The sequence below is a fragment of the Candidatus Poribacteria bacterium genome (genome assembly GCA_021295715.1).
In the GTDB taxonomy this organism is placed as follows: Bacteria; Poribacteria; WGA-4E; order WGA-4E; family WGA-3G; genus WGA-3G.
This window is the reverse complement of sequence record JAGWBV010000026.1, coordinates 1-16,903: the sequence shown is the minus strand read 5'-3', so window position 1 is coordinate 16,903 and position 16,903 is coordinate 1. Positions and strand designations below refer to the sequence as shown.

Below are 16,903 nucleotides of genomic sequence, written 5' to 3'. Positions count from 1 at the left end.
TGTCGTGCCGTTCCATATTGAGCAGTTTATGCCAAAACAGAAACTTGAATCTATCCTACAAACAAAATTGGACGGCCTCTATGCGTGCTTGCGTGCGTATGAGAAGGTCATCGTTGCATTTTCTGGCGGTGTTGATAGCACGTTTCTTGCAGAGGCGGCACAACACGCCCTCGGTAAGAACGCTCTCGCCGTTACTGCCATTTCAGATTCCTATCCGATCCGAGAAATGAAAGCCGCGCAAGATATTGCCAAACAGATCGGGATCCGCTTTGAAACCGTCCACACGCAAGAATTAGAATTGGAAGGCTACGCGAGCAACCCGACGAACCGGTGTTTTTTCTGCAAAACGGAGTTGTTCGATAAGTTACGTCCGATTGCTGAAAAATACGACGTGGGAACGATTGTCTACGGCGCAATCCCGGACGATGTCGGGGACCATCGCCCAGGGATGGATGCTGCGAAACAGATGGGCATCCAAGCACCCTTGATTGATGTCAATCTGACCAAAGCAGAGATTCGCGAGATTTCAAAGGTGTGGGACCTTCCAACATGGGACAAACCTGCATTTGCCTGCCTCTCCTCACGGTTCCCTTACGGCATGCGTATCACCCGTGAACTGCTGCGACAGGTAGATGCCGCCGAGCAATTTCTCTATGATTTAGGGATCCGTCAATTCCGTGTCCGACACCACGGCGATCTCGCCCGTATTGAACTCGAAGCGGAGGAGATTTCGCGGATGCTTTCAAAAACCGTGCGCCACGACATCAGTTCGCACTTCAAAACACTCGGATATACGCATGTCGCGCTCGACCTGCAAGGGTATCGTTCTGGGAGCCTTAACGAGGGGGTCACGACTTCGTAATATATGTCGAATCAACAAACACAACCGCTTATCGGCGTAGAGTCCTTTAGTTGGAAGAAGTGGGATGCCTGTACACACTGCGGACTCTGTCTGCCAACCTGCCCAACCTATCGAGAATTAGGTTTAGAAACGGATTCACCAAGGGGTAGATTATATCTCATGGGGAGCGCCTTCAAGGATGAAGATGCCACTCCGCTCAACGAGGACTGGTCAGAATACATCTACAGGTGCTTAGACTGTCGGGCGTGTGAAACAGCCTGCCCTTCAGGTGTCCACTTTGGTGAACTGCTTGAGCAGGCACGCGCTATCTATGAACAGAATGCCCCCCGCTCCGCAGCTTACCGATTCTGGACGAACTTGGTCTTTAAACAAATTCTACCGAATAAAGAACGGTTGGATCTGATCTTTGAATTGATGTGGCTCTACCAGCGACTCGGTATCCGATGGCTCGTTCAAAAAACGGGGATCCTGAAACTGATGGGACAACTCGGGCAGATGGAATCATTACTCCCGAAGATCCCACCACCGCAATTGAAATACACGATACGCGACATTACACCTGCGGAAGGTGAAACCCGATATCGCGTCGGATTCATACCCGGGTGTATCATGAACCAAGTCTTCACTGAGACGAACGTCGCAACCATTCGGGTGTTAGCACAAAATGGCTGTGAAGTGGTTACCCCGCGCCAACAGACGTGTTGCGGTGCATTACATCTCCACAACGGCGTGCGAGATGTCGCTTCATCTCTTGCTCAGCAGAACATTGATGCATTTGAAACGGAGAACTTAGACGCGATCATCATCAATTCCGCTGGCTGTGGTGCGACGCTCAAGGAATACGAGGCACTTTTAGAACACGATGCGGCTTATGCGGAGAAAGCAGAACGCTTCAGCCATAAGATGCGAGACATCAGCGAATTTTTAGCAGAGATCGAGATGGTCGCGCCGAGAGGAAAAATTGAAAGGCGCGTTACCTACGATGAACCGTGCCATCTCCTTCATGGACAAAGCGTCCAAGCGCAACCGCGTAAGGTTCTCCAAGCGATACCTGGGTTGGAGTTGATTGAATTGACCGAATCCGAATGGTGTTGCGGGAGTGCTGGCATCTATAACATCACACAACCCGAACTGTCACAGGAAATTTTAGAACGCAAGATGACGCATATCGCCGAAACCGATGCGGACATCATCGCGACTGGGAATCCGGGTTGCTTACTCCAGATTCAACTCGGGATCCAAAAGCATGGATTATCCATGAAAGCGATGCATCCTGTGAACCTTTTAGACTACGCCTATCGTGGTATCGCCCCAGAGGATTTTTTGCCAGAGCAGTAGGGAAGGTTGTAGAAGTAAACAATGTTCTTATCAGATAAAGATATTATCCACTATATGAAGAAGGGGAAGATCAAAATCACCCCTGCGCCCGACTTGGACACACAGCTCGGTAGCTGCTCCATCGACTTCAGATTGAGCAATACCTTTCGTGTGTTTGAACATAGCAAATACCCATACATTGATCTACGTGCAGAGATTGATATCAACGACCTGATGCGGCGGGTCGATGTCCCTGATGGGGACGCCTTCACGATGCAGCCGGGTGAGTTTGTCTTGGCGGCAACGCAGGAAACCCTTGAATTAGCAGACGATGTGCTGGCACGGCTTGAAGGCAGAAGTAGTTTGGGACGGCTCGGTATTATCGTCCATAGCACTGCGGGACTGTTTGATCCGGGTTGGATCGGCATTCCAACGTTGGAGTTAGGGAATCTCGGTCGTATGCCGGTCAAGTTATATCCGGGTATGCGGATCTGTGCGTTCACATTTGCGCAGCTGTCTTCGAGTGCCCATGTGCCGTATCAACTCAAACCTGCGAACAAATACGCCGGACAAGACGGTCCAGAGACGAGCCGTTTTGCCAAAGATGTTGAATTTTCGTAGGAGCGACCTCACGGTCGCGTTCTGGGTAGCAGTGATCTTTAGGGTTGGGACTCGGAGGCCACGCGATCACGATCATCGCGATGGCGTGCCTCTGCAGCTGCGCGCAAAAAACGGGCAATGCCATGCCTAATAATTTAGCAATATCTTGGAATGCTTATGATCGGTATGAAGAAAAAAATCGTGGCAGCAATACGTTCAGGCTCCCTCTCTCGCTTTGCCCTCTGTGTCTCGTGATTTCACACGAGAATTAACCTATTTTCGTCAATGAATGTTATCCCCTGTCCGATTACAGTTGATTGGCACAAATTTTGCTTAACCAATCAGTAAGACACTCGTCAAGTGGTATGAGTTGCACGTTCAGTTGACGGAGTTAGGACATTTTTCTGAGTTATCGAAACGGGTTTAGGACGATCAAGGCTTTTGTGCCGCGTTTTCCTGACCCCGTTTTATCAGATTGTAGTCTCGGTCCTTGGATCGAGAAAGTTTTGATTTTTGATAGCAAGTTTCGGTTTCAACTTAGCCGAACTTAGGAGGATATGTAATGACACCAAGTGAGGTGGTTGCACTTGCAAAAGACAACGATATAAAGATAGTCGACCTGAAATTCACGGATCTGCCGGGGATGTGGCAACATTTTTCGCTTATGGCAGAGGAGTTGACAGAAGACCTGTTTGAAGAAGGTTGCGGTTTTGACGGTTCAAGTATCCGTGGTTTCCAGGCAATTAACGAGAGCGACATGTTGCTCTTTCCCGACCCATCGACTGCCCTCATTGATCCAGTCTGCAAGGTGCCGACGCTAAGCATCACGTGTAACATCAAAGATCCGATCACGTTGGAGAACTATACGCGCGACGTCCGACATATCGCACAGAAGGCAGAAGCGTATCTCCAATCCACTGGAATAGCGGATACGAGCTACTGGGGTCCTGAAGCAGAATTCTATCTCCTGAACGATATCCGTTACGGGCAGAACCAACATTCTGGGTTCTATTCTGTCGATTCTGTTGAGGGTAGCTGGAATTCGGGACGTGAAGAAAACCCGAACCTTGGTTACAAACCGCGTTACAAAGAAGGTTACTTCCCAGTACCGCCTTCCGATACACTTCAAGACCTCCGTTCCGAAATCTGTCTGAAGTTGATGGAAGCAGGTGTTGATGTGGAAGTTCACCACCATGAAGTGGGAACCGCGGGTCAAGGGGAAATCGACATCCGATTTGGTGAATTAACCGCGACTGGCGATAAGATGGCGTTGTATAAGTACATCATCAAGAACGTGGCGCGCGAAAACAATCTCGTCGCGACTTTCATGCCGAAACCCCTCTTCCAAGACAACGGTTCCGGAATGCACGTCCACCAAAGTCTCTGGAAAAACGGCAAGAACATCTTCTACGATCCACAGGGATATTCACTTCTCAGCGAGGATGCGCTCTATTATATTGGAGGCTTGCTCACGCATGCACGCTCGCTCTGTGCAATCATTGCCCCAACAACCAACTCTTATAAGCGGTTGGTCCCAGGGTATGAAGCTCCCGTGAACATCGCCTACTCGCAACGGAACCGTAGCGCATGTGTCCGTATTCCTGTCTACTCAAAGAGTGAGAAGGGGAAACGGATCGAATTCCGGACACCGGATCCGTCCTGTAATTCCTACCTCGCCTTTAGCGCATTGCTCCTGGCAGGACTTGACGGTATACAGAACCGCATCCATCCGGGTGACCCATTGGACAAAGATCTCTATGACCTTGAACCCGAAGAACTCGCGGACATCGAGTCCACGCCTGTGTCCCTCGGCGATTCCTTGGATGCCTTGGAGGAAGACCACGAATATCTCCTCAAAGGCGACGTGTTCACCCAAGATGTTTTGGACACTTGGATTGATTATAAACGTGAAAATGAGGTCGATGCAATCAACATGCGACCGCATCCGTACGAATTCTTCCTCTATCACGACATTTAGGTCGTATGAACTCGAAAGCGCGCTATCACAACGATCGTGATTTGACCCGCAACTCGTGCTTTTAAGTTTTGTATCGGAGGCGAGTTGCGGATCAAGTGTTTTCACAGAGGTTTTGAAATATCACTCTATAGGGCGGATTCCTATATCCGCCCACAGCACTCGTACTTGTAAACCTTAGGGCACAGATTGCAAGCCCTGATTGATAGGAAAAGCTGCTACACAACCCTATTCACTTTTAGCAAGGAGAACCGCATGAAAAAGCTAGAATGTATTATCCGCCCCTTCAAATTGGAGGAGGTCAAAGAGGCACTCAGCAGTGTGGGTGTTCGGGGCATGACAGTCAGTGAAGTTCGTGGTTTCGGGCGTAGCCGTGGGCATACCGAACTCTACCGCGGTAGCGAATACACGATTGAATTTGTCCCAAAGTTAAAAATCGAAATTGTTGTCGCTGAAGAGAACGTTGATAAAGTCGTTGAAGCTGTGCAACAGGCGGCTTCGACTGGCAAAATCGGCGATGGCAAAATCTTCGTCCTGCCCATTGATGAAACTATCCGTATCCGTACAGGTGAAAGAGGTCCTGCCGCTGTTTAACTTTCTATCTATATGGGGGTGGATGCCCTTCATATCCGCCCCTTTTTTCCTGTCATTCGTTCCAATTTATTGGGATCCTCTCTTGTTGTAGCCTCCCGTCCCTATCCTTCCTAATCTCTACTGTTCTCTCTATTTTCTATCTTTCCGCAAAATCAATTTTCCGACTGAAGGAATTTTATAGGATATTCACCGAACTTTGAAGAAAGAATCAATGTAAAATGATCTTTTTCGTCAAAACCACGTATTTTTTTCAAATTCACTTGACAAAAAAAAACTAAAATTTAGAATGTATTAGAAGTTGAATAGAAAATGGCTTTTGATCGCAAGAAGTGTTATCTACGCTATCCTGTAGGAATGTTAGAAAAAGTATTTCTGATAGAATAGTTTGAACCGATCAACGCACTTTCATACTCTGTCATTTTCAGAAAAGAGAATCCATAATGCGGAAAAAGATTTTGATAATTGCTATCGCAGCACTTTTGGTACTGGGATTTATGCCAATATCGTTGGTTACTGTGTTCCCACCAGAAGCCGAAGCTGGTCGTCTACACATTGAGAATTGTCGATTAGAAGTAAGAAGCGATTATATAGGCATAGTCTGCGATTGGTTCTGGCACGATCATTAGTGAAATTATGGTGAATTAAAAAAAGAAGTAAACCTTTCGATAGCAGGCAGAAGCGAAAAAGCTTCCTGCCGCTGACGAGATTTTCTGATCTTGTCTTTTCACAATGAATCTTTAATAGGACTTACGCAATTTCCTATGAGTATCTACGGCCCGCATACCGCTGGCGAGGTTTCAAACCTCGCCAGCAAAGGGTGCTGCGTAAGTCCTGTTTAATTCTAAAGTTTATTATAAATAACCCAAGCTGTTAGCGGAAAATTGCAAACGCACTTGCCCGGCTTGGTAGTTGCCTCATCTTTCCAATAACTATGGAGATAACAATGCGATTTTTCACTATTATTAATCTCTTCTGTTTATTGCTGCTCACTATTGGGTGCACGAGAAATCATACGAAAGAAACAGAGCCAGATCGTCCCGCTGTAGTAGACAAACAAAGTGTCACACCTACTGAAGAATTAATGAATCTAAAGCAAGAACCTACAGCCAAAAAGGATATACAGAGTGCTACATCTACCAATCCTGAAACAGATGATGCTCAAAAGCATTATCTTGAATTCTTTTCACTTCTCAAGACGGACCAGGAAGCCGCGATTGCTGAGCTCTCAGAGTACGCTAAACTTCGTTTCGGAGGACACCCGCTTACGGACAAATGGATCAAACTCGCTAATCGCCTTGTTCTTGATGGAAAAGGGACCTTTTTGGATATGCAACATTACACAGAATGGCATCTTCAGATGCTAACGGATGTGGCACCTGAAAAGCGGACTGCGGCACATACCGAATTGCTTGAAATTTATCAGAACGCTATGCCGCAGATCGAGATGATGGGCACACTGCTTGAACAACAAGGCGAGAATTTGAAAACTTATGAAATGCCAGCTACGTTTATTACACAATAGTGATGATATTTCATTTATTATCACAAAAGGAGACTGCCATGAAGATGCAGTTTTATATTAAAGTATTAAGTATAGGGGCAATCCTGATCATTCTAATTTGTAGTGGGCTCTTTTTTTATCTCCGTCAGGACTATCAACGTTTTGTAGCAGAACTTCCGCAGCCGCCAAAATTTGATGTTCCCTCGGCACCCTCGGAACAAAGAGCATTAACGAGAAAAGAAGTCTCAGAGCAATCCCTCCGTACGGTAACAATTGAACCTGAAGTTTTAGAAGAACTTCCCGTAATCCCCGAAATACCCGATGTCGAAACAGAAGAACAGTCGTTTCAGGAAACTGATCTATCTGAGTTTGATTTGGAATTGGATCCACTTTCCCTTTCTACAATAGAACTTCCGGAAGGATTACCCGAATCACCTGTTGACGGCATCGACTGGGGAAAGGTGAAAGCAACCAGCCAAGATTACAACGACTTTCTTGAAACCGATCCAGATTATGCTTACGAACGACTTACGGACCGCTTTCAAGAGATGTTTGGAGACCGTCCTGAAATTGAAACACTGGTTGAAACCATTAGACGTTCAAATGAAGGCACCTTGACCCTTGATGATGCAATTGCCATGACTGAAGCCTCTTTAAGTCTCCTCCCCGCGGGTGAGACTGAAGCGATAAATCAATTATCGGAAAGGCTAGAAGTATTCCAAGGACTCAAGGACTTCCAAGCAGAAGGCGGGAATGTGAATGTTAAATTTAATATCTCCATAGGAGGAGAGTAACAGATGAAAATAGTCTATTACGGTATTTTTATCGCCATTTTCGTCTTGGGAAGTGCCCTTTATCTAATTACTGACCATCGTCCTCCGCGTTTCATAACAGCCGAGTCTACATCAATTCGCAGCGAGTCTACGCAAGACCCAGAGAGCATTTCGACTGTGACACAAGACGCTACAGCAGCACACAGGAATACGGATGATTTTACTCGTCCGACAGCTGCCCCCGAAAAAAAATGTACTTGTTGTAGTGAAACCTCGTTGCGTATCAAAGAAATTGTGAAACAAAAACGAAAGGACCTTGAACTTTGGGCGCGGGACACAATTGCTAACTATGGTTATAAAGACGGAATGAAACGGATAACAGCGAAATCTCCTGCCCTAGCACAACGCATCCAGCGAATCCTTGAACAAGAGCAAAAATTAAGTCAAACATCTGCTGCTTCACAATTCTCAACGAGATAATACCTATAGCATCCAATATTTTGTGGGGGTAGCCTTTAAGTTTGCCGCGCAAAATGACTTTTCCGAAGTGAAGCCAACTTGAATCTATCAAAAACTTTCAGAAAGCACTTACCGGCACTCTCATTATGGGTCGTTCTGCTGCTTTCGGTCGGACTTAAACTCAACAATCTCGGGCACCTGAATTTTGGGAGCGTCGATGAATGCTGCCATGCCCTCGTTGCCAAAAACCTACTCAAACATCCCTTTAAGCCCACGCTTATTGATATTCCCTATCTCCCTTATAGAGAGGCGACATGGAGTGAAAATCATATCTGGCTCCACAAACCGATTCTCCCACTTTGGCAGATATGCGTTTCCTATTGGACCTTAGGGGTCAGCACCTTCGCGCTCCGACTCCCCAGTGCAATCCTCAGCACCTTCGCTGCCGGGTTTACCTATCTGATTGGCACACAATTCTTAACGCGTCGTGCCGCGGTTACCGCTGCTGCTATTCAGGCATTCTCAGGGTTCATCATGCAGCTGACACACGGTTACCAATTCAGCGATGCAATTGACATTTCGCTGCTGTTTTACTGTGAACTCGGTATTTACGGAGTCGTTCGGACTATAAAAACAGGTCAATGGCGATTCGTCCTATTGGCGGGAATAGCCCAAGGGCTCGCCTTTCTTTCAAAAACCTATCCAGCATTCATTATCACCGGTGTCGCTTTCGCAGTTTGGTTAGCCTCCAAGTTTAGTTTAGCAAAAAAGGAGGAGTGTCGCCTCCGTGGACAGCACATTTTAGGCATACTGATAACAACAATCCTTATCGCTGGCCCGTGGATGTTGTACACCGCCTTTCAGTATCCCGTTGAGTTCAAAATTGAACATAATTACATTTTCAGGCATTTAACAGAAAACGTTGAGGGGTGGCAGGCACCTTGGTATAAAGTGTTTCTGTATAGTGCTCAGATATTGAACCTACTCACTGTTCCGGTTGTTGTGGCAGTTTGTTGTTCATGTCTTCGCCTTTTCCGGGAGAAAAATATCGGTCTCTATTTACTTTATGCCTGGGGGTTTGGGGTTCTACTCCCTTTTTCACTGGCTACCACGAAAACGCCGAGTGCGACGCTCATCAGTATACCTGCATTTCTATTGATACTCGGTGACTTCGTAGATCTGACCACACGCCACAAATCTAACGACTCCCCCTACAGACGCAGGATTCGTGTTGCTTGGGCAACGCTGCTCGTGATCCTATGCATTGGAGAGGGTATTCAGGCTTGGCGGGTCACCCAAACTCACAATGAACATACACTCTCTGAGCTCGCCGCGTTTGCGGGGGAACATCTGCCGAAAAATGCTGTTCTTCTTACCGAAACTAATGTCCGAAAAGGAGAAACCCATTATGATTATCTCCGCCTGATGTTCTTCACAGAACATACCGCGCGTCCCTACTATTTAAAAAGTGCGTGGAAATCCCTCAGCCGACAAGTTAGAGAGCAAGGAGGCATTCCGTATATTGTCACCTTTCGCGAACTCGACTTACCTTTACTCTTCAAAAGCGAAGCAGATAAGCGGACAATATATTTGGCGGAACCCAGCGACTAACACACTATTAGGGGCATTTATAACAGACGAACAGTCTACGCTACAATTCCCTCACATTCATTCACACGAATTCAGTAATGAAGCCACGAGTGCCTCCATCGCTGGGACTGTTCCAACAGCTGGAAGTGAGGACTTGGCTGCCCACGTCTCGTATCCGCCCTCCTCTATCAATGCCTTGTCTGTGCAAATGTAACCGATATACCCATTCGCTAAACTGACGAGAAACGTCGGCTTCGCATCGGATTTCGACTTGATATTCATCCCCGTCTCAACGAACACCTCTCCAGGCAAGGCTACAATTGCCGCCTCCCCAAGACGGATAACTTGAACCGGGGCGGTCATCTGCGTCGGCAACTTCGCCAACCGTTGGCATTCATGCGCGTAGACATCCACCAGTGCATGCGGTATCGGCTGTCCGACAACCCAACTAAACGGACCCGTTTCGTAGGCATCGTAAGTTCCTTGCGGCACAGATAGCACCTGTTCAGCAACTTTAAGGTCATCAGCAGTAATCTCTTTACGTTGGAACGTCAGTGTGGCAAGATCTCCGCTGAGGTCAAGTGTCTCGTGCATCTCCATGAGTTGCATCTCAACAATAAAATGTCCCGCGAGAACGTTCGCCATCTTTACCGCCTGTTGATGCCCACTCGCCGTCCATTTCGTCCGTCCACTGAAGTCGGTATTGTTAATCTGTCCAGATGCAGCGTTCCAGAGGAGCGAGATACACGTATCCCCGAGATAGTGTCGCATCAGTCGATCGAAATGTCCAAAATAGTCTGCGGAGAGTGCATTGCTGTTGTCTGTGCCGATGTAGTGGAGCGAAAAGTTAGCAACCGCCGAGATCGGAGTTCCATCGTCGATAGCCTCAACGAACATCATCGCCACCTCTGGATCGATTGTTCCCGTCGGCTTCACAAGATCGGGGTTTTCGATACCGGGGTTAAAGCGGACAGTCCCATCTTTCATGTGCCACCGCCGATTGAAGGTGATGCGTTCTTCATTAACGCTGGCAAATCCGACCCGTGCCGGCTTGAGTCGCCATACTGCGAGTTCAACTGCATCGGAGATTTTCAGTGACACCCATTCCGTATAACTCGGATCCTCATCAACACCGAGTAGATCAGCGATTGCGACAGCGGTATGTGTATGCGTAGCATTCACCATGACGTGTGCTGCCGGAATATCGCATCTATCTGCGATACGTGCTTTCGCTGCATCCGCGACGTTCTCTGGTATAGCGATGAGATCACAGGTAACGATTGCGATACGTGTTGTTCCATTATCAATGACGACTGCTTTGGCAAAGAGTTCATCGTCAACATTCTCAGCATATCTCGGTCGGAAACCGCCCGGTATCCGTGTGCCGAGTGGCGGCGTGATATTCGCGCTCGCGCTTCCTGCTCTAAGAGTTGTTTCCATTTTTTAAATTTCCCTTGCGGATTTTTAATTTTCCCTTGCGGAGGAACGACGTGGAGCAAGTCTATGAAGTCTTCTCCTTAAGTCCGTCCTCCATTTCATTACGGACTACGGTTTCGTATAGGACGAAAAACAGTCCTTAATAACGTGAGTTTGATAAAAGTGGAATGTCGGGTTTCGCTACCGGTATTTAGGCAGAAAAGGTTTCCTTGAAAAGTGGCATATTCGTCCCAATACTAACGCTTTTGGTGTGTATTTACCACTCTACCTGTAGGAAACACCCAAGCAAAAACACCTACAGATTTATTTTCAAACTGGCGTTAATAGACTCAATCTGAACCTCGTGAAGCAGTGAGATTTACCTCACAGATAAGATCGCCTTGTAAGCGGAACGGGATATGTACCCCTGTCTGCGTGAGATAAAGTGCTTCCGGTGTAATGGTATCTACGGTGCCACGCAAAACGACGGACGAACCGATCCGGCGTTCGGCGATGACATCTGCCAACTTTTCGCGGAGTTTGGTGAGCTGATCTTCCAATGGAAAGACAAGTTCCTCCTCAACCGTTTCTCGAAGGCGCGGAAAGAAACCTTCTCCGACACCTCGTGCAATATCCAAGAGTAGACTCCGCGTCGTTAGCGTGTAGTCAAATTCGGTGACAGAAAGGGACATCGTCGTCGTGTCATATATAGGTGTCCCGAGTAGGTAGAGCTGCCCCTCCGCGCCGAGTGAAGGCATACTGAACTCAATCCCCGCCGCAAGCTGGGTGCCGCTGCCGTAGAGGGTCAACTTCCTAACGAACGTATCAATTCCCTTGAGTTTGTGAGGTTTTTCAACATGGGGCTTGGCAAAGTCTTCAACAGTAGCGTAAGTTATCTCAATCGGTGCCATGATCTGGTAACCAGATTCAAGGGCATCCACGAATTGAATGTCTGGCACGTCAGCGGTCGCATTATGAGGAACCTCCGTTAATACATCTCCCATATGCGCGTGAAGATAGGTTTCTATGCCGAGGCTGAACGAAAGCACTTTCCCATCACTCGACAGCTGTTGGGCGAGAATTTCCAGAGGCTCTATGGTGAGTGCGATTCGCGGTTCTTGATTGATAACTATCGGTTCGTAGAGTCCTGTCCATAAACCAGCGACGCGAGTCTTTACGTCTATATTGGTGATATACTCGACAATAAGGTTCTCTAATTTGGGAAAAACTGCTTCCCGCACCAATTTGGTAAGAATCCGACGGACTGAGATTGTAATCCCCAAAATTTCAATTTCCGCTCTCTGGACAGAAATATCAGAGGTTGTTTTGGCAGTTATACGCCAATCCGAGTTAAGCGTTGGGGTAAGGGTTAGGGACGCAGTCGCAGCCCCCTCAATATCTTCACGTTTCTGGACGACCTGTCCGAAGATTTTTTTCGAGACGCGCGCCCACCCACTGAATTGGAAGGGAACGATTACCGACACGGTCCCGTCAATTCCACCCATCATTGTGAGAGAAGTAGCGTCAAGCTTGATAGCGTAATCAATCGCGCCATCTTTGCGCTGGATGGGTTTGCTGAGATAGTCTCTGAGGGCAGATTCCGCTAACGTTTTAACATCATGTATAGGCAGACTTGCCTTCACAGCAATCACTGAAGGGAGTGGTGCTGGTAATTGGGCAGGTGTAACCTCCCGTGGCGGTGCCGGTGCTTGGATGGTGAGCTCAGAACCGCGCGGCATGAGGAAAAACAGCGTGATGCCGATTAACACAACACCAACGGAAATCACACCTACAATTATTTTCGTTTGTTTCGTCATGATTGCAGCCTTGGGATGCCGCTTGAGATTTCGTGTTCTCGGTCAATACGAAATGGGTGAATGTCAAAACGGGTCTTACCGTTTTGGGCGAGTTCGCTCATCATACGTCCGACGAGTGCACAAAACTTGAAGCCATGCCCTGAAAAACCTGCGGCAATCAGCAGGTCTGGACAGTGCGGATGTGCGTCAATGATAAAGTCTTCGTCTGGAGTTTCAGTATAGAGACAGACTTCGGCATGCGTGGCTTTTCCAAGTTCCGGGAGACGCTTTTGCACGTAAGCATCTATATGGGCAATATAGTCTGCATCAGGCGCGCGTTCGGATGTATCAGGGGAGATGCCCTGTCCCCTTCCGTGCCGTGCAATTTTTACCCCGCCCCCTTTATCAAAAGCACCAAAAGCGGGAATAGCATAGATGAATTCTCCATCAGGGGTAACTTCCGTGAAGACTGGAAACCGGTCTGGCTGGAAACATTTACTGTCTGTGGGCTGATAGTAGCATACCTGTTGTTTTGTAACCGTGAGCGGAAGATCCAATTCTGCGAGTAGGATGCCAGCCCATGCCCCGGCTGTCACGATGACTTTCCTACCATGAAATTGACTATTTTCGGTCCGAACAGTCGGAACATCTGTTTGCCAATCGATGCTGGTTACTCGGGTCTCCTCGCGGATTATCGCACCGTGTTGCGCTGCCAACTGCAAGTGTGTGGAGACACATTCGGCGGCACGGAGAAAGCCTGTGTCCTTCTGATAGAGGATCTCCATATCATCTGTCAATCGGAATTGCGGAAAACGTTCCGCTAACTGTGCCGTATCCCACCACTCGGATTCAACGCCTGCGGCATCTAAACTTTGCCGTGTCGCGCGTCCATACGGGTTTCCCTTTGCGCCGATCCCTACACTCCCTGTGATAAACAACAACGATTTCCCGGATACCGATTCGAGGTCGCGCCATTCGGCGTAGGCGGTTTTCATCAGCTCGGTATAGAAGGGTTTATCGTAGAAGAAGCGGATGATACGGGTTTCGCCGTGTGAACTGCCGAAGGTGTGTCCACGCTGAAACTGTTCTAAGACAAGCACGTTTGCGCCGGATTTAGCGAGATGGTATGCGGTCGCGCTTCCCATACCACCAGCACCGATAACGATTGCATCATAAATATGATCGTTCATTTTTTGCCTTTGGTATTGGGTGGAAGCATGGAAAGACGGAAGGATGGATGCCCAACCTTCCCGTCTTCCATCCTTCCAATATAGCGTCTTCCACCTTTCTCTATCAGAGCGGAAACGGATTCGGGACAGTCGTGAAATTTTGGTACCGGTCTTCGCCTCGCAGCAGAATCGGTTTCCAAGGACGCTTGAGCGAATTCTCTTCTGCCTGCCGCACCGATGGATCTATGTAGCGAACCGTCAAGCCACACCTTCGACGTGTAGAATGGTTCGGTAGGCTACCGTGGATCATCTGCCCGTGGTGGATGGACATCTCACCGGCTTTTAGCACCAAATCTACGGCGGTTTCTGCCTCCGCCTCGGTGACTGGAACTTCCTGATTGATGCTCAGCAGGTTGCCTGCTTGCTCAGATTTCCCATGTTCCTTGATGCCGCGCTGATGGCTTCCGGGGATGACCTGCATGCAGCCGTTCCCTGTATCGCTGTCGTCTATGGCATACCAAGCGGTGATCGCATCCGGTGGTTCAAGCCCCCAATACGTCACGTCTTGATGCCACGCTACGAACTTTTCACGGGGACCGTACTTGCAGAAGAAATGCGTGGCTAACAGCATCACATCGGGACCGATAAGTGCCTCAATGAGATCCACGATTTTCGGATGTGTTGCGATTTCCCAGATAAATTGGTAGTCGAAATGCCAATCAACAAGCCCGATTTCACATTTCTCTGCGCCGACTTCTGCCTCCAACGCATTGTAGGCTTGCCGATGGCGCGTTGCTTCAACTTCATCGGAAACACGAATACGGGTCAAAAATCCGTCTTTTCGGTAATTTTCAGCGAGTTGTCCGTTTGTGGTTTCCATTTTTAATTATTCCTTGCGGTTCGGTCAGTCGGTTAGGAAAGTTCCGGAAGCTTGCACTGGCGGAACCATTGTGAATCCTCCGGTGGTGATTCTTCTGGATTTTTCATCGTCTCAAAGGTTTTCAAAGCCGGTGACACGGTTTCTGACCATATCTGCTCGACTTCCCCAAAAGTTACAGGTTGACGTTCGGTAATATCCTGTTGTTCGTAAGTCGTTAGCAATTCCTGCATCTTTCCTCCGAGCCATGCGACTTCATCAGCGACCATACGTTCACCGATACGTCGATCCGACTCGAAAGCATTTGCTCCCATCGCAAAATGCGGTCCCTGTGCGTCTGCGACAGGCATCCGCGACATATCAACACAGTCTGGTTCCAACGCCCATAGCAGCGAGGTTTCGACTCTACCGGCGTGGTCACCACCGTTACCCTGCTGATCGAATCCGGGTGTGTTTGCCTCGAAATCGGGAAGTCCATAGAGTCGCATCGCGAAGTGCGGTTGAATTAGAGAGAGGAGGGTCTTGAGGTCCTGCCAATTCGGTCCATAGTGTCCTGTAAGGAAGATAGCGGCGTGGAATCCGAGAGCATCAGCGGCGCGAACATGATAGCAGATGTTTTTGAAGTGTTGCCACGCCGGCATAGCGGTGAGCCAACTGCGGACTTCGCCGACATTCCGATATGCCCAGTTGGCGTACATACCGTGTTCGTGGATATGCCAATAGTCCGGAGGTGCGACGATACCACCGTGGGTTTGTGCCGACCGACAAGCGATCGCATGTGCCTTGAGCGCATCCAATCCTACGGTATTCTGCGGACCGTGTGGTTCACAGAGTCCATAAGTAAAATAAACAGCCGGACAATCGTTGAATGCAGTTTCTAATTGATCAGGGAACATCCGTTCCCAGCGTACTTCTTTTGGCATTCCTATTTTCCTTTTGAATGATCATCGGGTATCGGGACTTGGTTGGAAGGATGGAAGGGAGGAAGGTTGGACCCCATCCTTCCAGTCTTCCTATCTTCCATTCCAGTCTCTTGCTGACAACCGACAACCAATAACTAATATCCCATATTGAGTGTTTGGCAGATTTTCTTGGCACCCGTAAGACGGGGTTGCAATTCAAATGCCATTTTCAAAACGGTTCGTGCTTCCGGGAACCGATCAATTTCGACATAGAACTCCGCAATTTTTTTGTACATCCATGCGGTCTCGCGTTTCGATAGGTTTAATTCACGGATTTTCGCCAACGGAATTGAGTGTGTTCGGTCGTACCCCTCAACACTGAAATGATAGAGATAAATGAATTTGAGGCGTTCTTTGACTTCTCGGATGAAGTGTCTGAAGCAGGGACGCTTTGTTTCGGCAAACAGCAGGGATTCATACATTAGCATTGCCTGCTCAATTTTGTGGAACCGATCTTGGTCGCCATTAGAAAATCCGAGTTTCTGGTATGCTTCGGCGACGAGGAATTCACAGTCCCGACTCTCTTCATAGCTGAGAAAGTCGTCGATACGCCACTCCTTTCCAATTTCTTGAGAGCGGTGTTGCAGCTGCTCATACATGGAAATGCCGGTTTCATAATTGTGATGGAGCAACGCTTGCAATAGCAATTCCAACTTCGCATAGGTCTGGTTAAGTCTACTCAGCCTGTCGAGATAGACTTCATGGGACTTCTGCTGCCGTTCGATCGTCTGTAGGGTCCGATTATAGTCAGATTTCCGTTTTCCGTCTTGGAGCGTGTCATAAGCAATACAGACCTCGCGGAACATCTTTTCCGCAAAAGCAGTCTGCTGCGGATTTTTATCCGGATGGTAGCGTTTTGCAAGCTTCCGATAGGCACTCTTTATTTCGCGAGCGGTAGCATCCCGCTCAATCTCTAAGATTTGATAGTAATCTGGAATCTGCATTGTGAATACAACATCTTTGATAGATACAGTATTATAATTCCACATCTTCCAGAATTTGTCAAGCCGAA

The 16,903-nt window shown here is 48.1% G+C and carries 15 protein-coding genes; 9 read left to right on the top strand and 6 right to left on the bottom strand.

Features of this window, described 5'->3' with window-relative positions:
• Positions 1-28: 28 nt before the first annotated feature.
• The 9 genes from larE (at position 29) to J4G07_08595 (ending at position 9,692) form a co-directional block, all read left to right on the top strand.
• Positions 29-862: an ATP-dependent sacrificial sulfur transferase LarE gene (larE, locus tag J4G07_08635; protein ID MCE2414056.1), complete on the top strand. Its 834-nt coding sequence runs from the start codon at positions 29-31 to the stop codon at positions 860-862.
• Positions 863-865: 3 nt separating this feature from the next.
• Positions 866-2,200 (top strand): 4Fe-4S dicluster domain-containing protein, encoded by a 1,335-nt coding sequence (locus tag J4G07_08630; GenBank protein ID MCE2414055.1) that lies wholly within the window; start codon positions 866-868, stop codon positions 2,198-2,200.
• A 21-nt stretch (positions 2,201-2,221) separates the two neighbouring features.
• Positions 2,222-2,800 carry a dCTP deaminase gene (locus tag J4G07_08625; protein ID MCE2414054.1) on the top strand — a complete coding sequence of 193 codons (579 nt, stop codon included), beginning with the start codon at positions 2,222-2,224 and terminating at the stop codon, positions 2,798-2,800.
• Positions 2,801-3,341: 541 nt separating this feature from the next.
• Positions 3,342-4,757, top strand: coding sequence for a type I glutamate--ammonia ligase (gene glnA, locus J4G07_08620; GenBank protein ID MCE2414053.1), 1,416 nt, complete (start codon positions 3,342-3,344; stop codon positions 4,755-4,757).
• A 252-nt stretch (positions 4,758-5,009) separates the two neighbouring features.
• A complete protein-coding gene (locus J4G07_08615) occupies positions 5,010-5,348 on the top strand; it encodes a P-II family nitrogen regulator (protein MCE2414052.1) in 339 nt (112 codons plus the stop codon).
• A 943-nt stretch (positions 5,349-6,291) separates the two neighbouring features.
• Positions 6,292-6,870: a hypothetical protein gene (locus tag J4G07_08610; GenBank protein MCE2414051.1), complete on the top strand. Its 579-nt coding sequence runs from the start codon at positions 6,292-6,294 to the stop codon at positions 6,868-6,870.
• Positions 6,871-6,908: 38 nt separating this feature from the next.
• Positions 6,909-7,643: a hypothetical protein gene (locus J4G07_08605; protein ID MCE2414050.1), complete on the top strand. Its 735-nt coding sequence runs from the start codon at positions 6,909-6,911 to the stop codon at positions 7,641-7,643.
• A gap of 3 nt (positions 7,644-7,646) precedes the next feature.
• On the top strand, positions 7,647-8,102 hold the full coding sequence (locus tag J4G07_08600; GenBank protein MCE2414049.1) for a hypothetical protein: 456 nt from the start codon (positions 7,647-7,649) through the stop codon (positions 8,100-8,102).
• 78 nt (positions 8,103-8,180) lie between these two features.
• Positions 8,181-9,692, top strand: a complete 1,512-nt coding sequence (locus J4G07_08595) for a glycosyltransferase family 39 protein (GenBank protein MCE2414048.1) — start codon at positions 8,181-8,183, stop codon at positions 9,690-9,692.
• A gap of 57 nt (positions 9,693-9,749) precedes the next feature.
• On the opposite strand, the gene J4G07_08590 is transcribed toward J4G07_08595, so the two are convergent.
• The 6 genes from J4G07_08590 to J4G07_08565 form a co-directional block, all read right to left on the bottom strand.
• Positions 9,750-11,111 (bottom strand): hypothetical protein, encoded by a 1,362-nt coding sequence (locus J4G07_08590; GenBank protein MCE2414047.1) that lies wholly within the window; start codon positions 11,109-11,111, stop codon positions 9,750-9,752.
• Positions 11,112-11,437: 326 nt separating this feature from the next.
• Entirely contained in the window at positions 11,438-12,904 is a 1,467-nt protein-coding gene (locus tag J4G07_08585) for a DUF4403 family protein (protein MCE2414046.1), read from the bottom strand.
• The gene (gene solA, locus J4G07_08580; GenBank protein MCE2414045.1) at positions 12,901-14,073 is read right to left on the bottom strand and encodes an N-methyl-L-tryptophan oxidase; all 1,173 of its coding nucleotides are present in this window, start codon (positions 14,071-14,073) and stop codon (positions 12,901-12,903) included. Before solA ends, J4G07_08585 begins: the two co-directional genes overlap by 4 nt.
• Positions 14,074-14,176: 103 nt before the next feature.
• On the bottom strand, positions 14,177-14,932 hold the full coding sequence (locus J4G07_08575) for a phytanoyl-CoA dioxygenase family protein (GenBank protein ID MCE2414044.1): 756 nt from the start codon (positions 14,930-14,932) through the stop codon (positions 14,177-14,179).
• 32 nt (positions 14,933-14,964) lie between these two features.
• Positions 14,965-15,852: a creatininase family protein gene (locus J4G07_08570; GenBank protein ID MCE2414043.1), complete on the bottom strand. Its 888-nt coding sequence runs from the start codon at positions 15,850-15,852 to the stop codon at positions 14,965-14,967.
• A 134-nt stretch (positions 15,853-15,986) separates the two neighbouring features.
• On the bottom strand, positions 15,987-16,903 hold a 917-nt coding region (locus tag J4G07_08565), incomplete at its 5' end, for a J domain-containing protein (protein MCE2414042.1).